The organism is Vibrio sp. 1F169 (genome assembly GCF_041439605.1).
Classification (GTDB): domain Bacteria; phylum Pseudomonadota; class Gammaproteobacteria; order Enterobacterales; family Vibrionaceae; genus Vibrio; species Vibrio tasmaniensis_A.
The window spans coordinates 35,547-58,388 of sequence record NZ_JBGOOI010000016.1 but is presented as its reverse complement, the minus strand read 5'-3'; the positions used below and the strand labels follow the sequence as shown (position 1 = coordinate 58,388).

Sequence of the window (22,842 nt, the reverse complement as noted above, 5' to 3'; positions counted from 1 at the left end):
TGTTTTTATCTTAGGACTCATTAATCTTAATCTCTGTTCCAAATTTACACACTGCACATTTAGAATGGCATACCAATTAGTATTAGACGCTATCATTTATCCTCGTTGTCCTACATAATATCTTTCAGCCATACAAAGAGATGGTGTCATGCTAGGTTAAAAAATGAGCCAAAGTAGCTCATATAAAACGAGAAAAATATGAAACGTTTACTTATATTATTGGGAGTTGCCGTGTTTTCTGCGTCTGCTCTCTCCCACGGTACCCACGTGCTGAATGGCTATTGGGAATATCAGGATTACCTCACCAAATTTCCAGAGCAAAAAGCATTGACCGATAAAATGGTTGAAGCTGTGCAAAATCCCCCTGTGCCATTGAGGCAAGTTCAGGATGAACCTATCACCATTTCAGTTGTGTACCCGGGGCAACAGATCTCTGATTATTGGGTTCGTAATATCCAAGCCTTTGAGAAACGCCTAGATAAATTGAGAATTAATTATCAAATAAATCAGGTTTTTACTCGTGATAATGCTAACCCCTCTCAGCAGAGTATCTCTTTGCAAGAAGCGATTGAAAATAAAACGGATTATTTGATTTTTACGTTAGAGACGACGCGACACCGTAAGTTTATTGAACATGTGTTGAGCTCAACGGACACCAAGTTGATTTTGCAAAATATTACCACACCAGTACGTGCGTGGGCCGATAGGCAGCCATTCATGTACGTGGGTTTCGACCATATGACGGGGAGTTTAAAGCTAGCTGATTACTTCAAACAAGTGAGTGAACCGGACAGCAAGTATTCTGTGTTATATCGTTCTGAAGGTTATATTAGTGATGCTCGTGGAGATACCTTTATCCATGATGTGAATTCTGATACTAACTTTGCTCTTAAGTCGTCCTTTTACACTAAGTCAAATAAAGAGAGCGGTTACCAAGCAGCTAAAATCAGCCTTGCTAACGATAAGGATCTAAACTTTATTTATGCATGTGCAACTGACATTGCTCTGGGTGCAGCAGAAGCTATTCGAGAATCTGGTCGAGATGTATTAGTGAATGGTTGGGGAGGCGGCTCTGCAGAATTGGAAGCTATAGCAAGGGGTGACTTAGATGTTACGGTCATGCGCATGAATGATGATACGGGTATTGCGATGGCAGAGGCGATTAAATGGGATCTTACCGGGTTGGAAGTTCCTACCGTTTATTCAGGTGAATTTGAAATTGTGACTAAAGAGGATTCTCCAGATCGTATTTTAGAACTTAAGCAGCGAGCATTTAGGTACTCAGACCAATAATGAAAAAAAGCTACGCCATTACACCAAAGAACACTTTAGCCAAATTAATTACGCGTATCATTATTTTAGTGATAGGCGTGATGGCACTTGGCGTGCTTATTCATAACTACGAAACAAGCAGTAGGATCGTTAAGCAAGAGACGAATAGAACGGTTAAACAAACTTCTAGCTTGATCCAAAATATGTTCGATTATCGCTTATCAGTGCTGCAAATCCATCAAGACAGTAGCTCACACAGTGAAACTTTAAGGGAGTATTTTGATACCAACAATGAAGAGGCTCTGAGCTACTTTTTTTATGGTGTTGACCAACGCGAGCCGGAACATGCTCCCGACTTACGCTTTGTTTCTACTTATAACGGTTTGGCTTGGGAAGATGGCAATGGTCAGTTCTATGGTTTGGATACGTCCAATTTAAAACATATTTCTGATGAGGTCGCTTTTAGCAGTAACTGGCACTTCATTCAGCTGGCTACGGATATCGGCAAGCGTCATTTGTTGGCTCGACGAACGCCTATTGTTGATAACAAGACTGGTGAAGTTCTAGGGCAGCTTTATGTTGCTATTGTTCTAGACAACAACTTTCCATTGGCTGAATCTATCCAGCAAGGCAGTAATTGCGAAAATATCGTCATTGAAGCGCATGGTACTCCTGTGACATCGACATTCAGTGGCGACGAAAGCTATACTATAAAAGACGTCCTCAGTTATAAAACGTATGAGCAACTACCTCGTCATTTCGTCACTATTGCAACCATTAAGATCAATGCTGTTGAAACTCCTCTAACCATTCGCGCGATCCAGAAAAACACTAACCTCATTGCACTCGAAGACAATTATGAACGTACCATCATTGTTATGATTGTGGTGATCATCATCATGTCTTTCCTTGCGCGAGCTTGGATTCAAAGAAGAGTCGCGGCAGAACTTGATAAATTAATGGAATTCACTCGCTCTGCAAGTGGCAATGAAGAATTCAGCAAGTTTGATGGTTCAAATATTTTCGAATTTCACCACATTGGCTGCACGTTGGAAGATACTTTTGAGCGCTTATCTGAGCAACACCAAAAATTTCAAGATCTGTTTAATTTTGCGCATTCTCCAATTTTGGTTTGGTCCGAAAAAGGTGACTTAATTCAGATGAACCCAGCGGCTCGTATGGCGCTATTTGATGAAGATGATAACTATGGTGCAATGGCTCGAGAGTTTGAGCTCCGTATGCTGCCGAATATCCAGATGGTGGTTCAAGGCTCGAAACTAACGGGTATTAATGTGCCAATCGGCGAGAAGGTTTTTCGCTGGAACATGTCTGCAATCCGTGTTGAACACGGCATCAGCGGTGTGGTGGTGCAAGGTCAAGATATTACTAAACTTATAGAAGCAGAAAGACAGGCAGATCGAGCGCGTGAAGAGGCAGAGCATCTTGCCAGTGTGCGTGCAGACTTCCTCGCTAAAATGAGTCACGAAATTCGTACGCCACTGAATGGTATCCTCGGTGTCTCTCAGTTGCTTAAACGTTCAATACACAGTGAAGATAACCGTGATCAGGTTGATGTACTTTGTCATAGTGCAGAACATCTATTGGCGGTACTAAACGATATTTTGGACTTCTCTAAGATAGAGCAGGGACAATTCAATATTCAGAAGAAAGATTTCCTTCTAGGAGAGTTGGTTAACACCTTAGATAGCATCTATCGCCCACTTTGTGAGGATAAATCCGTCGAGTTCACCATTGTGAATCACTTGGTTGATGACATCGAAATAAACACCGACCAGGTTCGCTTGAACCAGATCATGTTTAATTTACTGAGCAACGCCCTTAAGTTCACACATCAAGGCAGTATTTCCGTCAGTTTTGAAATCGAAAGTATCTTGAATACTGATTACGCTAGCTTGATTGTTCGAGTAAAAGACAGTGGCATCGGTATTGATGAGAGTAAGATCGATGCTATTTTTGAACCTTTTGTTCAAGCAGAAGAAACGACGACTCGGGAGTATGGTGGTACAGGACTTGGACTTACGATTGTAAAGAACCTTGTCGATATGCTGGAGGGAGACATTCAAGTCCGAAGCGTTAAAGATCAGGGGTCTGAGTTCATTGTAGAAATCCCAGTGGAGTTACACTCCAAGCCTCTGTTAGCCGACGTTAAGAAACAAGCCGACATGGAGCCTGAGGCGTTGTTTAATCGTTCGTTGAAAGTGCTGCTAGTGGAAGATAATCACACCAACGCCTTTATCGCACAGGCATTTTGCAAAAAGTATGGGATGGTGGTTACTTGGGCAAAAGGTGGCTTGGAAGCGATAGAGCTAGCAAAAAGCACGGTTTACGATCTTATCTTAATGGATAATCAACTCCCTAATCTTGGTGGGATTGAAACCACACAGCAACTAAGAGAGCAAATTGGCGTAACAGCTCCGATTTATGCGTGTACTGCCGATGCTCAAGAGTCAACAAGAGATAGATTCATGGCTGCTGGAGCAAATTACGTGATCGTAAAACCGATAAAAGAAGCGTCGTTGCACAAAGCTTTTGTTCATTTCAAACAATTGTACTGGGATGATACTCAGCATTAAGCTGAAGATTAAATGGTGCTCTTTAACTGGTTGTAAATGGCGTTATCTAATTGATAAAATTGAATAAGTTTTACGGGTTTCGAGCTGAGTAAGAGCTCTTTTTGTATCTGTATTCCCTTTAGCTTGTATTCCTGTTAGCGTGTATTTAGATAGAGCCAGTTACAAAAGCTTGTTCCAACAGAAGCGTTTTCAACTCATCACTCATATTTAGGTGTTGAGGAAACTGAATGCCTAATAGCCAGCCTTGTTTTTGCCTTTTCTTACTCACCACGGTGTAAACCAGATCGTCATCCAAATGTTCATTTAAATTGGAATTTACTTTTATCTTCCAGCCCACATCGATATCTGACTGTTGAGTAAGATAGATACCGCAGCCTGAAGCTGAAAAATCAACCAGAGTGGCATCTAGTGATAGAGTATCAACGGTGACTTCACAGCTGAGACGCATCTTATACCGTTCATGTTCACGGATCGGTTTGTTCGCAAAGCTTGAGGGAGGGCGAAGGAAGATAAGGTGTGCTGGCGAGGTGATGCGGGCCAGTACAGTCGTCTTAAACGCGACAATGTGTCCAAGTTCAGTATCGGTAATAGCACGAACAACAATATCAACGTTGATGAGCTTTCTTAGCGGTTAGTGCTTCGGTCGCTTTTTTTGAAAGTTCAAGTATAAGGTACTGATCTTCTTTGTGTCCGATATAAAGTGTACTTATCTGGATTGAGTCATCTAGGCCAAACTCCAATACACCCACTGTTTTTGTACCTGGTTTAAGGTATCTGAACAGTTCTAACCTTCTGTCTTTATGCATATTCGTTACTAAACAATATTGACCGTTTGATAAAATAATATAACGCTCTGATAAAACTATGTCATTAGTTTCATTGAAGTAATTAGTCATGGACGTCAAAAAAATGAATAACGGATTAAAGGAAACAACGGCTTACTCTTGCTGAAAAACAAGATACACTGCTTCAGATATGTACTTGATGGAGAAATATTAAATGGAACTGCAAACCTTATTGAATACTCTGGCTGATACCCCAGAAAGCGTGCAATTTGAAGACACAATACAAGTGATAGAAGCTCATTATGATTTTGCTGAGAGTGAATTTCGTAATGGCGATGTAGTGAATGCCACTGGGCAGAATAATGGTTCGTGTAAGATTTTTGCTTTTGGTTTAGAGCAAGGTCTATCTGCAGAGCAAACACTTGCTTGTTTTGGTCAATTTTATCGTAATGACGTATTAGGTTTTCCCGAGAACACTGACCATCAAAATATTCGTAACTTCATGACTCATGGCTGGAGCGGAGTACAGTTTTCTCAGCCTGCGCTGATTGCAAAATCGAAGTAACCACTAACTAGATAACTATTAGTAAGTAGTAAGTAGTAAGTAGTAGGTCGAAACTTAATGTCGTATCTTGAAGCGAGAGAACAACCTCTCGCTTTTTTGTATATGATGAACAGGCTCGTAAGCTGCTGAGTAGCTTTGTAAGCTATTGATTATGTTTGCAAGCTGTTGATTATGTATGAAAACTCTTGACTAGGTTCGTAAGCTACTGAATAGGCAAGGCAGACAGGCATTTACGGCACATGCACGCACCAGTTTTTGGAATGTTGCTAGTATCACGCTTCTCTAACTCAAAACACCAACACGTCTCTTTACCCGCACTAATATCGCATTGAGCTGGCTCATGACACTGCGGACATTGGTGAGTCGAACTCTCGCCACTAAGGTTATCCATGACTGACGTTCGTTCGTCTTCAGATAAGCCTTTCCAACCTATAATTTCATCCATTGTTCGAAAGCAGCCACTGCACATTCCGCCATTATTTTTACAAGCCGCTCGGCAAGGTGTTTTCATCTATCTAACCCATGATTCATTTGGGCTGAAATGTAGCATATTTGTTTCCTTTTTAAGAGTCATCAAACCAAAAACACAAGGGTCTGTTGATCTTTCGAGCTGATTTTTGCAGCACTTTGTGGGAAATTTCTACAAGGCAGAGGCTTTGAAGTGTAGCTAGCCTACATGAGAAGCCGATAACACAGTAGAAATGAACCACAAAGGCTGCCCGAAGGGTTCGGTTAGAATCGTTTTATACTTTGTTAAGATGTATTTACTTAGAATGACTAGGCTACATACATCTTGCCGCGCCTAAAACGATTCTATCTCGAACAAAAATTTAACCACGAAAGGTCAACAGACCCTAAGTAAAATCGACAAATGACCTCGTAATTTAAAGGCTTTTCATGTAGCATCTCGACCCTTTTGTTGAGTGGGGGATATTATGTTTATTGGATTTGATTATGGAACAGCGAACTGTTCTGTCGCGGCGATGGTTGATGGAGAACCAAGCCTGTTACCATTGGAAGGTAGCAACCATTATATTCCCTCAACTGTATTTGCACCTACTCGTGAGAGCGTTTCTGAGCACCTATTTCGCCATTTGAATATCAAACCGAGTGATGCGATTGGTGACCAGGTGTTGCGACGTGCTATCGCTCTGAACCGAGAAGAGAGTATCGACCTAGTGCCAGAAGACATGGCATTTGGTCAGGCTGCATTGGACCTCTATTTGGAAGACCCTCGTGACGTTTATTACGTTAAGTCCCCCAAGTCTTTCCTTGGTGCCAGTGGATTACATGATGTCCAGGTGAGTTTCTTCGAAGATTTAGTGTGTGCCATGATGGCGAATATCAAGCATCAAGCTGAAATTACGACTCAAGAGCCGATCAAACAAGCTGTTATTGGCCGACCAATTAACTTCCACGGTCGTGGTGGTGAAGAAGCAAACCGACAAGCCGAAGATATACTCTCACGTGCAGCCAAACGTGCAGGTTTCCTTGATATAGCCTTTCAATTTGAACCGGTCGCTGCAGGCCTTGATTACGAAAGTACTCTGACTGAAAACCAAACGGTATTGGTTGTCGATATTGGTGGTGGTACCACTGATTGCTCATTGTTAGAAATGGGGCCAAGTTGGTCTGGTAAAGCGAACCGCACCCAAAGCTTGTTAGCACACAGTGGACAAAGGGTAGGGGGTAATGATCTTGATATTTACCTTGCCTTCAAACAATTGATGTCACCTTTCGGTATGGGTAGTAAGGGTATTTCGGGTATCGATATGCCGTTGACTCAATTCTGGAATCCAATTGCGATAAACAATGTAGAAGCTCAAAAAAACTTCTATTCAAGGGAAAACCTAGCCGCGTTAAAGTTACTTCGTAAAGAAGCTTCAGAGCCTCAAAAGTTAGACCGTTTAATGAAGGTCTATCACGATACTTTAGGTTACAGCATTGTGCGTCGGGCGGAAGAAGCCAAGATTGCATTGGCAGAATCCTCCCAATATCGAACAGCAATCAATGTTGCATCAGATCTGATTGAAGTGGATATCTCCGTTGAGCAGATGATTGAAGCGATTGAAACGCCAAAATCTAAGATGATTGAATTGGTCAAAGAAGCGATTCAACAAGGTCAGAAAAAGCCAGATGTCATCTACATGACGGGCGGTTCTGCCCGTTCTCCTATTCTTCGAGAAGCAGTACAACAAGCCGTACCGAATGTGCCAATTGTGAGTGGTAACTATTTTGGTTCCGTAACTTCAGGCCTAGCACGTTGGGCTGAGGTTTGCTTCAAATAAGAATGTACTAACTTGTATTAGGGCAACCAGTCACGGATTGGTTGCCCTTTTTTTGTATTTTCTCTAGTGAACTTTCAATAAAGCAATAGCCAATAATTAATAAAGCAACTTATCCTAGTTCAAATTGGGAATTGTTTCACAAGGCTAAATATTTCAGTACGGTTCATTATGTTACAGGATGTTTCTAAGTTAATGGTATGTCGCAGAATGGTCTAGAAAGTCGTTTGTAGCTTAAGTGTCTAATGCTGTTTTTATGATTGGAAAATCAAAAAATCAAAGGTTTTTATATCAAAGAATACCAAAAATTAGCTTGAGGTTTGTTTTTAATGGTTTGTTTTTAATGGTATTTTTTGTTTTTATAGCGAGATTTTTTTTATTTTATATATTTTAATGCAACTTTTTTGTCAGTCGTATATTAGTGTTTTCCCACTTGTTAAATGCAGGTAACAACCTCTTCGTAAGTACGAGGTTGTTATGGAATCACTCTCCCAGTTACAAATGGATATGACAATGAATAAGAAACTTTTAGCGCTAGCAATTTCTGGTGCAGTATTTGGTACACAGGCAGTTGCGGTAGAGCTTTATAACGAAGACGGTACAGCCTTCTCTGTTGGTGGTCACGTTTCTGTAAACCTGAATGGTTCAGAGAAAGGCGATACGGATGTTGGTACAAACTCACCACGTATCAACTTTAATGCTACGCAAGAATTAGGTAATGGCTTCACAGCTGACGCTAAAGGCGAATGGGCGCTTAACTACCTAAACGGTGGTGATGAGTCGTTCACTACTCGTCTTGGTTATGTAGGTTTAAGTCATGATGAGCTAGGTCGTGCTGTTGCAGGTACGCAGTGGGCGCCATACTACGATGTAGCTTCAGCTACTGATATGCCGATCGCTTTCGCGAACGATTTCTTATACGACAACCACGGTGCGCTAGGTACTGGTCGTGCAGACAAAATGGCAAGTTACCGCAACGGATTTGATTTTGGTGAAGCGGGTGAGCTTAGCTTTGGTCTAGGTTGGCAGGGCAGCAATGACGTAACGACTGACACTGAAAACGTTCTTGGTGGTGTTGTTGTTACTACTCGTTCAACGGTGTCTTACGATGACCGTATTCAAGCGACTCTTGGTTACTCAATCGCTGGTGTTAAATTGGGTTATGCCTTCAACACTGGTGACTTCAAAGAGGGTGGTGTTTCTAAGACGGCTGAATCTCACCTAGTTTCTGCTGCATACGGTTCTTACGGTTCAGGTTTATACCTAGCAGGTATCTACGCTTCAAACGAAAACATGAACGCAGGCCTTGAAGAAAGTGATGCATATGAATTGCTAGCGGCTTACGCTTTAGCGAACAGCTTAAACTTAAGCGTTAACTACGAAGTTGTTGAAGGCGAAGCGACGAAAGGCGCGGCAACACAAACTGACCGTGAAGAGCTAGCTCTACAAGCTGAATACAACTTTACGAGCAATGTTGTTGGCTACACTGGCTATCAGTTTGATCTAAACGATGCAGACAACAGAAAAACTGATGACAAGTGGACTATTGGTGCTCGTTTCTACCTATAAGTCGCGACTCATTGAGTTTGACTACTATTATGCATAGTGTTTACTCCTTAAATTTACCTTTTCGGATACTGTCCTAGACACCATGCTAAGCCCTCTCAAGCCTTTTGGTTTGAGGGGGCTGCTTTCGTTCTATATGCATCTGTTTTAGCTTTCCCTTCATGTTACCTTGCCATTCATTTCATCTACGTAGCTATGGTCTACGCAGCGATGATCTACGTAGCTATGGCTCTTGTCATCAGTTCTTATACGTCGCGATCTTCGGATAAAAGTATTTAAATCATTTAATTGAGCTAAAGATCAGAATTTAGATATTGGTAACCATCTTGACGAAGATTCTCTTTTAATGATGCGGTAAACTCTGCGCTCCAAAAAACAGTTTAGGGACAAACTATGAGCAGCGTTGTAGATCAGGAGCAATTGATGAATTCGAAACGAACAGCAACACCCAGCAAAGTACTGTGTATTGGGCGCAATTATGTTGATCACATCGAAGAGCTTAATAATGTTATCCCTGACTCTATGGTGGTGTTTAATAAGCCGAGCACTAGCGTTACGTCTTCTCTATCATCTTTCCATCAAGAAACGTTACATTATGAAGCTGAAATCTGCTTCATTGTTGAAAACGGTGAATACTCTGCCGTGGGGCTAGGTTTAGACCTTACCAAACGCGAGTTACAAAGTAGTTTGAAGGCAAAAGGTCTGCCTTGGGAACGTGCTAAAGCTTTTGATGGTTCTGCTGTTTTTAGTCGCTTTGTTCCCATAGATAACTTGGACCTCTCTGACTTAAACATAGAGTTATTTATTAACTGTGTCCGCGTTCAAAAAGGGCATGTTGAACAGATGCTTTATTCCCCACAGACCATCCTCGAAGAGTTATCTTCTTATACGACTTTGCTTGACGGTGATGTTGTGATGACGGGCACTCCGAAAGGTGTTGGAGAGGTACATCAAGGTGATATTTTCCTTGGTCGTCTAAAGTGTGGCGAAACCACTGTGATTGAGATCGAGTGGGTAGCACGTTAATTAGTCTTTTGTATTTAGTTAATAAATTGGTTTTACTGTTCATTGATGGTGTTTAATTCGATCAATTTAATACCTAGCAACTGATTGCATCTGGAAGGGTGTTAGTAATTGATATAAAATTCGCCTCCATTTTTATCAATACTGAAACCCATGATCGATTTAACCATCCTACCTGTTTACCTGACGGCCGTTGTAGCTCTTCTCCTTTTACCAGGCCCTGATATGTTACTTATCGCGAGTTCAAGCATGAGCTATGGCCGTAAAGTCGGTGTGTTTGCGAGCTTAGGTAATGCGACTTCTGGAATTATCCTGACAGTATTGGCAGCAATGGGCGTTTCAGCATTGATTGCGATGAGTCCAGTGGCTTTAAAAGCTCTTCATCTATTAGGCGGTGCATACTTATTAAAGATGGGGTGGGATTGTCTTCGAACAGAACAGGGCAGTGCGCCTGAGTTAAGCGACAACCGTGCTGCAAAAGCGTACTACCAACGAGCACTTATTAGTAACCTGCTTAACCCTAAAGCGTTGGTTTTTTTCGTGATGTTCTTACCGCAGTTTGTATCGACGAGTATTGAAGCGACTTCGGGTGAGCAGATGCTCGTTCTGGGCTTATTGCTGAATGTGCTAGGTTTGACGTTCAACTTTTTACTTGTGGCGTTAGTGGGTACTATTGGTAAATCTTTGGTAGAAAATGCTAAGTTTCGTACCTATCAGCAAAAAGTGATGGGCGGAGTTTTCATCGTGTTAGCGGTGTGGATGTTGTCTTCTTTCTTTACCTCGTAGACTGCAACTCAAACAGTTTATTGGGGTTGGCCGCCGATACAAAAATGGACGCTTCGAGCGTCCATTTTTTATGTCTATCAGTTACATATTGTACTTCATTGAACTGATGTTTTGAAAGAATGATGAGCTAAGAGTTCAGCTCTTTCTGGTGTTGTTCGATGAGCTTATCCATGTACTCTTCACCGCGCTTGCGAGTATCGTCATAGGTTTCTGTCCCTTCGAACTTTGTTACCGTCTCATAATAAACCTTAACTTTTGGTTCTGTTCCTGAAGGTCTTACGATAATGCGTGAACCATCCTCGAGATGATAGATGAGTACGTCACTTGCTGGCAGGTTAATCGCCTCGGTAGCCCCACCGACAATAAAGCGCAAAGAAGACTGCAGGTCTTCAATCACAGAGATAGCGACACCGTTTATTACTTTTGGTTGTGCCGAGCGGAGTTTAGAACCAATCGATGGTGAATCTGGGTCTAGGGCAATACTTCGTTGCGCGTTGGTATGAACCCCATGTTCAAATGAAATTTGAGCGAGAAGATCCCAAACGGTTCGCCCTTGAGATTTTAACTCCTCAACCAGTTGAGCAAACACGACGATAGCAGACAGCCCATCTTTGTCTCGTACCTGAGTACCAATTGTGTAGCCTAACGCTTCTTCATAGGCGAACAAGAACTCGTTTTTCTCATCTTCTAATTGCATGCCAATATTCGCTAACCATTTAAAGCCAGTCAGTGTTTGGAAGTAAGTCGCACCGTGAGAATTAGCCACTTTCTCAAGTAGAGTTGAAGATACGATACTGTTACCAACTAACTGGTTTTTAGTGTGTGGCTTTGATAGCAAGTAGTGCGCGAATAACACACCCACTTGGTCACCCGTGAGCATTTTATAGGAAGCATCTTCAGTTCTGACTTTATCATCGGTTCGAACGGCAACCGCAAATCGGTCTGCATCTGGGTCATTAGCGCAAGCGATGTCGGCATCGACACTTTTTGCTAAGTTAACCACAAGATCCATCGCGCCTTTTTCTTCCGGGTTGGGGAAGTTCACGGTTGGGAAGTGACCATCTGGCTCTCTCTGTTCGGCAACACTGAACACCTTATGGAATCCAGAATTATGAAGTAGATCTTCCGCCATTTGTGCGCCGACACCATGCATAGCGGTATAGGTGATGGTGGTGTTCGCCGATTCGATCTCTTTACTCACGTGTGGGCTCTGGTTGATCGCAGCGCGGTACGTTTGATAATAGCCTTCAGTTAACCATACCAACTTACCCTGTGTTTCAGCGTCACTAAGGCTCATCAATGGGATGGCCTTGGTCGATGCTATGTCTATTTCAGCAGCAATGCCTGCATCATGAGGGGGAATGATTTGAGCGCCATTCTCCCAGTACACTTTGAAGCCATTGTACTCCGGCGGGTTGTGGCTCGCCGTCACGACAACAGCCGCCGCCGCGTTGAAGTGCTCGATACCAAAGGCAACGATAGGTGTCGCTGCAACATTCGAAGTTAGGTAAACCTTAATACCTAAAGCAGTGAGTACAGAAGCTGTATCAATCGCGAATTGCTTTGAATCTAAACGGCCGTCGTAGCCAACCACTACACCACGCATAGAGGCATTTTCGACATGTTCAATTAAATAGTGGCCAAGGCCTGTGGCCGTTTCTTGTATGACCAGGCGGTTCATTCTATTTGGGCCGCATCCGACTTTGCCGCGCAGTCCCGCCGTTCCGAATTCTAATCGTTGAATAAAGCGGTCTTCAAGTTCGTCGTGCATTCCCTCATCGATAAGGTATTGAAGCTCTTCACGAGTTCTTGGGTCTGGGTCTCTCGCTAACCAGTTCATTGCATCTTGCATAATCACTAAACCTTTTAATATCGGGGTGTCTTTCTGTTGATTTAATTTAAATGATACTGATTATCATTTCTATGAAAGCAATCGTAAAACTCAATTTAAAATAAATTCCAACAGTAAGGGAAAGGCATATGGGGAAAGCCACTTCAAATAATTGACTGTTTAATAAGTAAACTTACCTTGAACAATTGGATATCACTAACTAGCCTTTTACATAAATATAACAAAACTTAACAAATTCGTCGTTTTTGAATCTTTAGTGGAAACTTCCAACGCTTATGATCCGTATTGGTTCTTAAGTTGAGATGAGGTCAGCAGCCCGTTTACAGGCTAGCTCCATGTGAGTTTTAGATTGAGATTCAGCTTTTCATGTTCAGCTGGAATAACAATGAATGTTGTCTGGCTCGTAATGAAACGTAGCTCGCAACGAATATAGCTCGTAACGAAACACAGCTCGTAACGAAACACAGCTCGCAACGACATTTAGGTCGCAAGTATCCAATTAGGAAGGATAAGGAGAGATCTTTTGAAAAGATTACTGGTTAGGCTAGCGTGGCTTTTGAAAAGTTTTGTTGTGGTTTTGGTGTCGCCTTTGGTGCATGCAAGCAGTGAATACAACATGACTCAAGGTGTCACTGAGATCAGCGGTAAGGTATACGAGCTTCATATGCTGATCTTCTATATCTGCTGTGCGATTGCCTTTGTTGTTTTTGGAGTGATGTTCTATTCGATTCTGAGGCACAGAAAGTCGAAGGGTGCGGTTGCTGCCCATTTTCACGAAAGCACGAAAGTAGAAATTCTTTGGACCATCATTCCTATTATTATCCTTATCGCTATGGCGATACCCGCCACTAAAACCTTAATAGCGATGGAAGACACCTCCCAATCAGATCTGACCGTTAAAATCACAGGGTCACAATGGAAATGGCATTACAGCTATTTTGGTGAAGACGTTGAGTTTTTCAGCCTCCTAGCAACCAGTGATAAAGAGATTGAAGGCATCGAAGTGAAAGGCGCGCATTACCTGTTAGAAGTTGATAAGCCACTTGTACTGCCTATCAATCGTAAAGTCCGCTTTTTGATGACTTCCGATGATGTTATTCACTCATGGTGGGTACCAGCTTTTGCCGTTAAGAAAGATACCATTCCGGGTTTCATCAATGAGGCTTGGACAAAGATAGATGAGCCCGGTGTTTATCGAGGCCAGTGTGCTGAGTTGTGTGGTCGTGCTCATGGGTTTATGCCGATAGTGGTGCATGCGATGGAAGAAGCTGAGTATGACGCATGGTTAGCCGAACAAAAAGAATTGGCGGTAGCCGCACAGCAAGCCGCGCAAGATGCATTAGATGCGTCACTTTCCTTGGAAGAGCTCAATACCATTGGCGAAGAGGTGTATAAAACTCGTTGTGCGGTGTGTCACCAAGTTAACGGCGAAGGTATCCCTGGAGCATTTCCTGCCATAAAAGGAAGCCCTATTGCGCTTGGCGATGTGGATGTTCATATCGACACTATTGTTTATGGTCGTGGCGGGACGGCGATGCAAGCATTCGATAATCAGTTAACTGAGAAAGAGATCGCAGCGGTAGTGACTTATCAACGAAACGCTTGGGGTAATGACACTGGGGATATTGTTCAGGCTTCAGATGTGAACGCTTATAAAGCCAAGCAAGAAGGCGGGGAACAAGCTTCTGACGAACAAGGTTCAACGGATGAAACGGAAGGCTCAACGGACAAAGCACAAAACGATGCTAAGGAGCAGTTATGAGTTCACCAATCAATAAGCCGGTGAAATCGGCTCCAGCAGAAGACCAAGCACTGAGCCATTCTAAGGAAGGTACACTAGGCAATAATGATTTGCCTGTTGATGATCACGACTCACATGCGGCACCTAAAGGTTGGGCGCGTTGGCTGTACTCAACCAATCATAAAGACATTGGTACATTATATCTTTGGTTCAGTTTTGCGATGTTCTTAACGGGTGGTGCGATGGCGATGGTCATCCGTGCTGAGCTATTCCAACCGGGTTTGCAACTCGTTGAGCCAGATTTCTTTAATCAAATGACCACAGTCCACGGTTTAATCATGGTATTTGGTGCGGTGATGCCGGCATTTACGGGCTTGGCTAACTGGATGATCCCGATGATGATCGGTGCTCCAGATATGGCGCTGCCGAGAATGAACAACCTCAGTTTCTGGATTCTGCCTTTTGCATTTTTAATCCTGATCGGATCTTTGTTTACTGAGGGAGGCGGGCCGAGTTTTGGTTGGACATTTTATGCTCCGCTCTCAACAACTTATGGCCCAGACAGCACCGCGCTATTCGTATTCTCAGTTCATATTATGGGGATCAGTTCGATCATGGGGGCGATTAACGTGATCGTAACCATAGTGAACATGCGCGCGCCGGGTATGACTTGGTTCAAGCTACCGATGTTCGTATGGACATGGTTAATTACCGCTTTCTTACTAATAGCCGTGATGCCCGTGCTCGCGGGTGCGGTTACCATGGTGCTGACCGACAAATACTTTGGTACTAGCTTCTTTGATGCCGCTGGTGGTGGGGACCCGGTGATGTTCCAGCACATATTCTGGTTCTTTGGGCACCCCGAAGTGTACATCATGATCTTGCCGTCTTTTGGTATTGTCTCAGCCATCATCCCAGCATTCAGTGGTAAGCGTCTGTTTGGTTATCACTCTATGGTTTATGCGACCTGTAGTATCGCATTGCTGTCATTCTTGGTTTGGGCGCACCACATGTTCACCACGGGTATGCCAGTATTTGCAGAATTGTTCTTCATGTATTGCACCATGTTGATCGCTGTGCCGACCGGTGTGAAAGTCTTCAACTGGGTGGCGACCATGTGGCGAGGGGCTCTGACCTTTGAGACGCCAATGCTGTTTGCGATTGCCTTCATTGTTCTGTTTACGATTGGTGGGTTATCTGGATTGATGCTCGCTATCGTGCCAGCTGATTTTCAATACCACGATACCTACTTTGTTGTAGCTCATTTCCATTACGTTCTGGTAACCGGTGCCGTGTTCTCTATTATGGCTGCTGCCTATTATTGGCTGCCTAAGTGGACTGGGCATATGTACGATCACAAGCTCAGCCTGTGGCATTTCTGGACGTCGGTGATTTCAGTCAATGTACTGTTCTTCCCTATGCACTTTTTAGGGTTAGCGGGTATGCCGCGTCGTATTCCAGATTACGCCATTCAGTTTGCTGATGTTAACCAAGTCGTGTCGATTGGTGGCTTTGCCTTTGGGTTGTCTCAGTTGATTTTCTTATGGCTAGCTATTAAGTGCGTAAGAGGCGGAGAGCCTGCACCAAGTAAGCCTTGGGATAGGGCTGAAGGACTAGAATGGACAGTACCAAGCCCAGCGCCTCACCACACCTTTACTCATCCACCTAAAGTAGATTAGAGGGATGAGCTATGAGTGATAAGCAAAGCGATCCCAATCAAGATAAAAAGCAACCAAAGCGCCTGTCTAATAAGCGATCGACTAAAAAGCTGACGGGCTACTTGGTGTTGAGCGTGGTTGCGATGTTTGGCTTCGGTTTCGCTTTGGTTCCTCTGTATGACGTAATGTGTGAAGCCTTGGGGATCAACGGCAAAACCAACACGGTCTCTGCCGTTCAACCTCAGGGAATGCAGCCTGATTACTCTCGTACGGTCCGCGTTGAATTTATGTCGCACATTAAGCTAGATATGCCGTGGCAGTTTTCGCCTGAAGTTCGAGTGTTAGAGGTTCATCCTGGTGAGGTGGTTCAAACTAACTACATTGCCAAAAACCTTTCTGGAACCTCATTGGTTGGCCAAGCTGTGCCATCGGTTTCTCCAGGTATGGGGGCAACTTACTTCAATAAGATGGAATGCTTTTGTTTTAATCAGCAGCCATTGGACGGGCACAAGAGCGCAGAAATGGGTTTGATATTTTACATTGAGCCAGATATTCCAGAATCGATACATACGCTTACACTCTCTTATACGCTGTTTAACATTACGAGTCAGGTGAGTGGAGAGGCAAGTAAGCCTGAAGTGAGCACATCAACATTGAACACACTACAATCTGGCTCACCAAAAGCGAGCACACTCGCAAGTAACTAGGGATTTACAGAACCAGTATCAACATAAGGAGTTGAGCGATGAGTTCTAAAAAGGAAGTTTATTTCGTTCCACACCAAAGCCACTGGCCATTGGTGGGTGCTGTAGCACTGTTTTTGGTCGCGGTTGGCGCTGGCTTGACGGTGCAAAATATGGGCACCGACGCTGCTGGCGGCGTGTTTGGCAAAGCGGTGTTGTTAGTCGGGTTTGCTGTGCTGCTTTACATGCTCGCAGGTTGGTTTAGCAATGTGATCACAGAATCATTGAGTGGTCTCTATTCTGAGCAGATTTCTCGTTCTTTTAGACAAGGAATGAGTTGGTTTATTTTCTCTGAAATCATGTTCTTTGGCGCTTTCTTTGGCGCGCTTTTCTATGCTCGAATGATTTCTGTGCCTTGGATTGGTGGCGCGGGTAATAATGAAATGACCCATGAAGTATTGTGGCCGATGTTCCAATCAATATGGCCACTAACTACTACCCCTGATGGTGTGACGACACAAGCCATGCCTTGGCAAGGTATCCCTCTTAAGAACACCATTATTCTGCTGCTTTCCTCTGTGACGCTGCACATGGCACATATCAGTCTTGAACAAAATAAGCGTATGGCTTTGATCGTCTGGTTGGAGATAACCATTGTTCTGGCTGGCTTCTTCCTGTTCTTCCAAGTTGAAGAGTATCTTCACGCTTATCAAGAAATGGGGCTGACACTTCAGTCTGGTATCTATGGCAACACCTTCTTCTTGTTGACCGGATTCCATGGCTTGCATGTCTGTTTAGGGACGATCTTTTTGATTGTGTTACTGGCGAGAGTTGCGAAAGACCACTTCACTCCGAAAGACCACTTTGCGTTCCAAGCGGGCAGTTGGTATTGGCACTTTGTTGATGTGGTTTGGTTAGGTCTGTTCGTGTTTGTCTATGTACTTTGATGATGTACGGGGCTGCTTTAAGTCGTGTTTTGAAGAATAAATAAGTTTGAAAACTTGAATGCCTTAGTAAGGTCTTGGATTTGGAGTGATGGTGCCTGAGGCTAGGGCAAGTAACAATAATAGCACTACGATGGCAGACAGCATCACACGGCGACCTAAGAAGTGACTCAGTCTTTTGCCATTGTGTTTACCAGAGGCGATTTGAATTAGGCCTTTCATCAAATTGAAAGCGATGAAGAACAGCAAAGCGACTAACACAATTTTAAATAACAACACAAAGGTAGATGACGCCATAGTGATAACTCCAAACCGATTGATTGATGATGAACACAAGTTCCGCAGTAAAGGTTTTTGGATAGCGGTTGTTTTAACTGTGGTTTCAGTCGGCATTTTAATCAAGTTGGGTTTGTGGCAGTTAGATCGAGGTAACGAGAAATTGCGCTATGAAATGCAGCTATCAGAAAGAGCGCAGCAATCGTCTAGGTCATTGGATACGGTTATCTCTGAATGGAAGGGCTCGCGTACACAAATGCAAGGTGCATCTGAACTGCCGTCTTTAAATGGTTTGAGAGTTGACGTGGAGCTGGAAGCACCCAGTGGATTAGTGGTTTTGTTAGACAACCAGATTAACCAAGGAACGGTAGGGTATGTGATTTACATGTTGGGCGAAGTTCCAACACAAGATGGAAGAAAACAACTGTTGATCGATCTTGGGTTCGTTGCAGCTAGCCGTGACAGAAGAGAGCTACCCCAATTAGGAAGCATCACACTACCAACCAATATGTCAGGGCGTTTGTACACACGTTCGGTGAACCCTCTAAGTCATGAGTTGGGATTAGAAAATACGACACCGAATAGAATTCAAAACTTAAACATAACAGCGCTATCACAGTACACCGGGCAAGAAGTGCTGCCCTTTGTCTTCCAACCTCAGAGTTTAGATGCATGGCCCTATGAAATGTTATGGCGTCCAACGGCGATGAAATCTGAGAAGCACTTTGGTTACTCATTTCAATGGTTTGTTATGGCTGCGGTACTTTTGTTTTTGACGATGTTGATTGGCTATCGGTACCTAAAGGCAACACCTATCACGAGGAACAAGGATGGATAAATCTCAAGCACAAGTGAACAGGGAAATTACCGAGGCAAACATGGCCGAGCTTAAAAGCCGCCGTACTAAGGGACGTCTGGTATTAATCGGATTAGTTTTGATTTTCGCTTTGCCAGCCATTATCGCCAAAACCGTATTGGACCAGAATTGGTACACGTCAGGCGTCACTAACTCAGGCGAATTGGTAGAACCAAGAACCACGCTTGCGGATTTCGGAGTAACGGTACCCATGGCTGGAGAAGGGTGGTTAGTGGGTTATATCGCACCGATGGAGTGCGAAAGCTTGTGTGAACAACAGCTTCATTATTTGAATCAAAGCTACTTAGCGTTAGGGAAAAACAAAGAGCGAGTGACCGCCGTTGTTTTTGTATCTGAGGGTAACTCGTTAACGGGTTCGCTTGATAAGCCGGATTTGTCTTTGTTAGCTGGTGGTGATCAATTAAGTACTGAGTTTGCACCAGCTTCCATTGTCATAATTGACCCACTCGGGCAATTGGTTATGGAATACAAAAGCGTTTCTGATCCTTCGCAGCTAGTCAGCCAATCTAAAGGCATGATTCATGATCTAAGAAAGCTGCTTAAGCTGTCACGAGTTGGGTAGTTAATCAGCTTAAGTTGATGGTCTTTAGCATATTGCGTTAATGCTGAGTGTTGTTAGCGAAAAGGGAATAAGTATAGGGAGATAAACGATGCAGAATAAAGCCCCTGATTTACTCATGCACATGATGAGATTAACTATCTTGTTAACCCTTACCGTGATTGTGCTCGGCGCTTATACACGCTTGTCTGATGCTGGCCTTGGTTGTCCTGACTGGCCTGGGTGCTATGGAAAGATCACCGTTCCCTCGAATACCCAAGCCGTTAATCAAGCCAATCTACAATTTCCAGAACGAGCTCTCGAAGCAGACAAAGCTTGGATTGAGATGATCCATCGCTACTTTGCAGGAACATTAGGGCTGCTTATCTTTGTCGTTGTTGCTTGGTGTATTAAAAAGAATATAACAACTGCTGGTCTTCCGTTACTTATCTCTGCAACCGTGATATTTCAGGCTTTGCTTGGAATGTGGACGGTGACTCTCAAGTTGATGCCCGTTGTGGTTATGGCGCATTTGATGGGGGGCTTCACGTTGCTGTCACTGTTGTGTCTGCTCTACTGTCGTTTGTCTCATTTCCAAAGCCGTTTTGGTGAGGCTACCTATTCTTCACCACTTAAAGTCTCGGCACTATTCGGATTACTCATTGTAGTCGGGCAGATACTGCTTGGTGGCTGGACATCGTCTAATTATGCCGCTCTGGTGTGTACCCAATTACCTATCTGCGAAGGGAACTGGACAAGCTATTTAGATTTCAAGAATGCGTTCGACTTTGCTCAACATGGACACGATAACTATGAGTTTGGTGTGTTGGAATATCCCGCAAGACTTACCATCCATGTCATGCACAGGTTCGGGGCTATTGTGGCGACGTTAACGGTGCTGATGATTGTGTACAAGCTATGGAAATTTGGCCAAGCGCCTCACCAAAAGCTGAGCGTGATTGTCGCAATAGTCTTGTTTACTCAAATCAGCCTTGGGATCAGTAATGTATGGTTTCATCTGCCAATTTCAGTTGCGGTTTTGCATAACCTAGTCGCAGCGATGTTGCTCATCAGCATGGTTGTAACCAATTTTGTCGTGTGGCAACGCAAACCAAGTCAGAGCTTGGTGAAAAACAATGTATTACAAGGAGGTAATCATGGTCAGTAGAACGTCAACACAGTATGAAGTGGTGGCTCAAGACGCAGCCTTAGCTCATAAGATAGCAGCCAACAATGACATAGCTTTAAGTCACGAAATTGCTATAAAAAACAAAGCCACTTGGAAAGTTTATTTAACGTTGACCAAGCCTAAAGTGGTGGCTTTGATGTTGCTGACGGCATTGGTTGGGATGTGCTTGGCCGTGCCGAATGGATTGCCTTTGCAACAAACTGTGTTCGGGATGATTGGGATAGGGTTAATGGCAGGTTCAGCGGCTGCATTTAACCATTTGATCGATAAAAAGATCGACGGTCAGATGACTCGAACAAATCGACGCCCTTTACCATCTGGTGAACTGAGTAGTGTGCGTGTGTTCAGCTTTGCAGCGGGTATCGGCTTACTTGGGTTTGCTACGTTAGTGGTGTGGGTCAATCAACTCACGGCTTGGTTAACCTTTGCAAGCTTATTAGGCTATGCGGTGATTTATACCATGTACTTGAAGCGAGCGACGCCACAAAACATCGTGATAGCAGGGATAGCTGGCGCAATGCCTCCCCTATTGGGCTGGACGGCAGTCACCAACGAGCTTCATTCAAATGCTTGGTTGTTGGTGATGATCATCTTTATTTGGACACCTCCGCACTTCTGGGCGTTGGCAATTCATCGTCGTGACGAGTATGCCAAAGTGAACATCCCTATGCTGCCTGTGACCCACGGAATCGAATACACCAAGACTTCTATTTTGCTCTATACCTTGTTGCTTAGCATCGTGTGTATATTGCCGGTATTGGTCGGCATGAGCAGTTGGATATACCTAAGCGCTTCATTGGTACTCAACGGTGGGTTTGTTTATCACGCTTGGGTACTTAAGTATCGTGATGAGCCTAACATGGCGATGAAGACCTTCAAGTTCTCCATTTATCATCTTATGATTTTGTTTGTTGCTCTGTTGGCGGATCATTATTTGCTCTGATAGCTCTGTACAGATCAAACAAGGTTATTCCATATCAAAACCAAACCTTTGGTTTCCACTAACCAAACCCTGACATGCCATGTATGAAAAGCCGGACAATTGATTGGCATGAATTATATAAAGGAACCGGTAATGGAATTCACTGAGCAAGATAGAGATGCTTTGTACCAAACGTGGATGTCACAAAAATCTCGAATGCGAATTACGCAGATGGAGTTTTCAAAAAAGCTAGGCATGAACCAGTTGGATTTTTCTCGAGTGCTAAGAGGGGAGAAAGCATTAACCATGTCTTTCGTTAGTCACTTCTGTCGTTTGCTTCATTTGGAGCCAAGGAATGTGCTCCCTTCACTTAAAGAAGACAATGAATCCGGGCCCAAAGTGGTTTATCTGAAAAGTAGAATGAGTGTTGATGGTGAGATCCAAAATGCTTATATCGAAGGCAATCAGGTGATCGTAGAGTATGCACATACCGTTCAGAACCATTGATTTTAGATCGAGCTCTGAGTTTTACCTCTTTTTCTACAACTTTTTCACTTAGGGTATGGCATACTTAGTTAATTCCTTGATTTACTTAAGTGCGTTATGAAACCTTTAAAAGTCCTTTTGCTTGTTGCAACCAGCATGTTTTTGTTTGGTTGTGCAGGCGGCCCAATTAAAACCGCTACTAAATTCACCAGTTATGAAGATTTTCAGCCTGGCCCTGATGGGGGCGTTGATTTAGTTTGGGCAAGGATAGGGCTGCGTGACGAACAACGTTTGAAATCCAAGTTAGACGCTTATGACTCTGTGGTGATCGATCAAGTCTTTGTGTTGGCAGAAGAAGGCACATTAGATCAGGAAGACATTCAGGAGCTCACAGATCATATGGTGAGCCGTTTGGAAGCGAAAATATCGCCTCATAAAACGATTGTCGATGAACCAACAGGGAACACGCTACGTTTGAGTATTGCCTTAAGTAATGTTGAAACGCCCAATCCGATCTTAGCCGTGACAAGCAGTGTGCTGCCGTTTGGCCTTGCGATGTCGACTATATCTAAGGTGACGACAGGCGAGCACACCAACGTTGGGAGCGCCAGTGTTGAGCTATTGGTCAGTGATGCGCAAGACGGCACTCCATTGTTTGCAGCTATCGACCGCGAAGCGGGTAACAAAGACTTTTCTACTATGATTGATTCGCTAGATGACGCCAAAGATGCGATCAACTATTGGGTTGAACGTTTAGGTGATACTCTACAGAACATCGACGACGTCTAGAAAGAGCTTGT

At 43.6% G+C, this 22,842-nt stretch carries 20 protein-coding genes and 1 pseudogene; 17 read left to right on the top strand and 4 right to left on the bottom strand.

The annotated features are described in order from the left end of the window. Positions 1-198 precede the first annotated feature (198 nt). Positions 199-1,293 (top strand): substrate-binding domain-containing protein, encoded by a 1,095-nt coding sequence (locus ACED53_RS09150; protein WP_017100948.1) that lies wholly within the window; start codon positions 199-201, stop codon positions 1,291-1,293. After that, a complete protein-coding gene (gene luxQ, locus ACED53_RS09145; protein WP_017100947.1) occupies positions 1,293-3,866 on the top strand; it encodes a quorum-sensing autoinducer 2 sensor kinase/phosphatase LuxQ in 2,574 nt (857 codons plus the stop codon). The genes ACED53_RS09150 and luxQ overlap by 1 nt, the downstream gene beginning before the upstream one ends. Positions 3,867-4,011: 145 nt before the next feature. On the opposite strand, the pseudogene ACED53_RS09140 reads toward luxQ, so the two are convergent. Then, a pseudogene (locus ACED53_RS09140) lies at positions 4,012-4,672 on the bottom strand (PilZ domain-containing protein). A gap of 193 nt (positions 4,673-4,865) precedes the next feature. Between ACED53_RS09140 and ACED53_RS09135 the strand changes: the two are divergent. Beyond that, on the top strand, positions 4,866-5,216 hold the full coding sequence (locus tag ACED53_RS09135) for a HopJ type III effector protein (RefSeq protein WP_017100944.1): 351 nt from the start codon (positions 4,866-4,868) through the stop codon (positions 5,214-5,216). Positions 5,217-5,418: 202 nt separating this feature from the next. Here ACED53_RS09135 and ACED53_RS09130 read toward each other — a convergent pair whose 3' ends face one another. Continuing rightward, complete coding sequence (locus ACED53_RS09130) at positions 5,419-5,727, bottom strand: DUF1289 domain-containing protein (protein ID WP_009845670.1); 309 nt, start codon at positions 5,725-5,727, stop codon at positions 5,419-5,421. Positions 5,728-6,151: 424 nt separating this feature from the next. On the opposite strand from ACED53_RS09130, the gene yegD reads away from it, so the two are divergent. From yegD to ACED53_RS09110, 4 genes are all read left to right on the top strand, one after another. Then, positions 6,152-7,504, top strand: coding sequence for a molecular chaperone (gene yegD, locus ACED53_RS09125; protein ID WP_029222890.1), 1,353 nt, complete (start codon positions 6,152-6,154; stop codon positions 7,502-7,504). A gap of 510 nt (positions 7,505-8,014) precedes the next feature. Continuing rightward, the gene (locus tag ACED53_RS09120; protein ID WP_017100942.1) at positions 8,015-9,070 is read left to right on the top strand and encodes a porin; all 1,056 of its coding nucleotides are present in this window, start codon (positions 8,015-8,017) and stop codon (positions 9,068-9,070) included. Between the two features lie 390 nt (positions 9,071-9,460). Continuing rightward, positions 9,461-10,093 carry a fumarylacetoacetate hydrolase family protein gene (locus ACED53_RS09115; protein ID WP_009845667.1) on the top strand — a complete coding sequence of 211 codons (633 nt, stop codon included), beginning with the start codon at positions 9,461-9,463 and terminating at the stop codon, positions 10,091-10,093. 150 nt (positions 10,094-10,243) lie between these two features. Continuing rightward, entirely contained in the window at positions 10,244-10,876 is a 633-nt protein-coding gene (locus tag ACED53_RS09110; RefSeq protein ID WP_017100941.1) for a LysE family translocator, read from the top strand. 127 nt (positions 10,877-11,003) lie between these two features. Here the strand turns inward: ACED53_RS09110 and ACED53_RS09105 are convergent, their stop codons facing one another. Further along, positions 11,004-12,728 (bottom strand): phospho-sugar mutase, encoded by a 1,725-nt coding sequence (locus ACED53_RS09105; protein ID WP_029225489.1) that lies wholly within the window; start codon positions 12,726-12,728, stop codon positions 11,004-11,006. A 523-nt stretch (positions 12,729-13,251) separates the two neighbouring features. Here ACED53_RS09105 and coxB point away from each other — a divergent pair. From coxB to ACED53_RS09085, 4 genes are read left to right on the top strand one after another with little or no spacing between them, the layout of a single operon-like run. Then, complete coding sequence (gene coxB, locus ACED53_RS09100; protein ID WP_017100939.1) at positions 13,252-14,490, top strand: cytochrome c oxidase subunit II; 1,239 nt, start codon at positions 13,252-13,254, stop codon at positions 14,488-14,490. Continuing rightward, complete coding sequence (ctaD, locus tag ACED53_RS09095) at positions 14,487-16,148, top strand: cytochrome c oxidase subunit I (RefSeq protein WP_017100938.1); 1,662 nt, start codon at positions 14,487-14,489, stop codon at positions 16,146-16,148. The genes coxB and ctaD overlap by 4 nt, the downstream gene beginning before the upstream one ends. An 11-nt stretch (positions 16,149-16,159) precedes the next feature. Beyond that, positions 16,160-16,834, top strand: coding sequence for a cytochrome c oxidase assembly protein (locus ACED53_RS09090; protein ID WP_017100937.1), 675 nt, complete (start codon positions 16,160-16,162; stop codon positions 16,832-16,834). Between the two features lie 38 nt (positions 16,835-16,872). Then, a complete protein-coding gene (locus ACED53_RS09085; RefSeq protein ID WP_009845661.1) occupies positions 16,873-17,757 on the top strand; it encodes a cytochrome c oxidase subunit 3 in 885 nt (294 codons plus the stop codon). 63 nt (positions 17,758-17,820) lie between these two features. On the opposite strand, the gene ACED53_RS09080 is transcribed toward ACED53_RS09085, so the two are convergent. Next, positions 17,821-18,051 carry a DUF2909 family protein gene (locus ACED53_RS09080; protein WP_009845660.1) on the bottom strand — a complete coding sequence of 77 codons (231 nt, stop codon included), beginning with the start codon at positions 18,049-18,051 and terminating at the stop codon, positions 17,821-17,823. Between ACED53_RS09080 and ACED53_RS09075 the strand changes: the two genes are divergently transcribed. The 6 genes from ACED53_RS09075 (at position 17,990) to ACED53_RS09050 (ending at position 22,831) form a co-directional block, all read left to right on the top strand. After that, positions 17,990-18,868 carry an SURF1 family protein gene (locus ACED53_RS09075; RefSeq protein WP_241816705.1) on the top strand — a complete coding sequence of 293 codons (879 nt, stop codon included), beginning with the start codon at positions 17,990-17,992 and terminating at the stop codon, positions 18,866-18,868. The two genes, ACED53_RS09080 and ACED53_RS09075, sit on opposite strands and share 62 nt — an antisense overlap. Then, positions 18,861-19,469: a hypothetical protein gene (locus tag ACED53_RS09070; protein WP_069591674.1), complete on the top strand. Its 609-nt coding sequence runs from the start codon at positions 18,861-18,863 to the stop codon at positions 19,467-19,469. The genes ACED53_RS09075 and ACED53_RS09070 overlap by 8 nt, the downstream gene beginning before the upstream one ends. Before the next feature lie 88 nt (positions 19,470-19,557). Next, positions 19,558-20,613, top strand: a complete 1,056-nt coding sequence (locus ACED53_RS09065; RefSeq protein ID WP_017094669.1) for a heme A synthase — start codon at positions 19,558-19,560, stop codon at positions 20,611-20,613. Further along, on the top strand, positions 20,603-21,577 hold the full coding sequence (gene cyoE / locus ACED53_RS09060; protein WP_017100139.1) for a heme o synthase: 975 nt from the start codon (positions 20,603-20,605) through the stop codon (positions 21,575-21,577). Before ACED53_RS09065 ends, cyoE begins: the two co-directional genes overlap by 11 nt. A 132-nt stretch (positions 21,578-21,709) precedes the next feature. Beyond that, positions 21,710-22,063 (top strand): hypothetical protein, encoded by a 354-nt coding sequence (locus tag ACED53_RS09055; RefSeq protein WP_009845655.1) that lies wholly within the window; start codon positions 21,710-21,712, stop codon positions 22,061-22,063. Between the two features lie 96 nt (positions 22,064-22,159). After that, complete coding sequence (locus ACED53_RS09050; protein ID WP_017100140.1) at positions 22,160-22,831, top strand: DUF3313 domain-containing protein; 672 nt, start codon at positions 22,160-22,162, stop codon at positions 22,829-22,831. Positions 22,832-22,842: the final 11 nt, after the last annotated feature.

What these genes read in the sequence shown, in the direction of transcription:
- ACED53_RS09135 (WP_017100944.1), top strand. Translation starts at nt 4,866, where the DNA reads ATGGAACTGCAAACCTTATTGAATACTCTGGCTGATACCCCAGAAAGC.
- ACED53_RS09055 (WP_009845655.1), top strand. Translation starts at nt 21,710, where the DNA reads ATGGAATTCACTGAGCAAGATAGAGATGCTTTGTACCAAACGTGGATG.
- ACED53_RS09080 (WP_009845660.1), bottom strand. Translation starts at nt 18,051, where the DNA reads ATGGCGTCATCTACCTTTGTGTTGTTATTTAAAATTGTGTTAGTCGCT.
- cyoE (WP_017100139.1), top strand. Translation starts at nt 20,603, where the DNA reads ATGGTCAGTAGAACGTCAACACAGTATGAAGTGGTGGCTCAAGACGCA.
- ctaD (WP_017100938.1), top strand. Translation starts at nt 14,487, where the DNA reads ATGAGTTCACCAATCAATAAGCCGGTGAAATCGGCTCCAGCAGAAGAC.
- ACED53_RS09115 (WP_009845667.1), top strand. Translation starts at nt 9,461, where the DNA reads ATGAGCAGCGTTGTAGATCAGGAGCAATTGATGAATTCGAAACGAACA.
- ACED53_RS09130 (WP_009845670.1), bottom strand. Translation starts at nt 5,727, where the DNA reads ATGAAAACACCTTGCCGAGCGGCTTGTAAAAATAATGGCGGAATGTGC.
- ACED53_RS09075 (WP_241816705.1), top strand. Translation starts at nt 17,990, where the DNA reads ATGAAGAACAGCAAAGCGACTAACACAATTTTAAATAACAACACAAAG.
- ACED53_RS09050 (WP_017100140.1), top strand. Translation starts at nt 22,160, where the DNA reads ATGAAACCTTTAAAAGTCCTTTTGCTTGTTGCAACCAGCATGTTTTTG.
- ACED53_RS09120 (WP_017100942.1), top strand. Translation starts at nt 8,015, where the DNA reads ATGAATAAGAAACTTTTAGCGCTAGCAATTTCTGGTGCAGTATTTGGT.
- ACED53_RS09105 (WP_029225489.1), bottom strand. Translation starts at nt 12,728, where the DNA reads ATGCAAGATGCAATGAACTGGTTAGCGAGAGACCCAGACCCAAGAACT.
- ACED53_RS09085 (WP_009845661.1), top strand. Translation starts at nt 16,873, where the DNA reads ATGAGTTCTAAAAAGGAAGTTTATTTCGTTCCACACCAAAGCCACTGG.
- luxQ (WP_017100947.1), top strand. Translation starts at nt 1,293, where the DNA reads ATGAAAAAAAGCTACGCCATTACACCAAAGAACACTTTAGCCAAATTA.
- ACED53_RS09070 (WP_069591674.1), top strand. Translation starts at nt 18,861, where the DNA reads ATGGATAAATCTCAAGCACAAGTGAACAGGGAAATTACCGAGGCAAAC.
- ACED53_RS09110 (WP_017100941.1), top strand. Translation starts at nt 10,244, where the DNA reads ATGATCGATTTAACCATCCTACCTGTTTACCTGACGGCCGTTGTAGCT.
- ACED53_RS09150 (WP_017100948.1), top strand. Translation starts at nt 199, where the DNA reads ATGAAACGTTTACTTATATTATTGGGAGTTGCCGTGTTTTCTGCGTCT.
- yegD (WP_029222890.1), top strand. Translation starts at nt 6,152, where the DNA reads ATGTTTATTGGATTTGATTATGGAACAGCGAACTGTTCTGTCGCGGCG.
- ACED53_RS09065 (WP_017094669.1), top strand. Translation starts at nt 19,558, where the DNA reads ATGCAGAATAAAGCCCCTGATTTACTCATGCACATGATGAGATTAACT.
- ACED53_RS09090 (WP_017100937.1), top strand. Translation starts at nt 16,160, where the DNA reads ATGAGTGATAAGCAAAGCGATCCCAATCAAGATAAAAAGCAACCAAAG.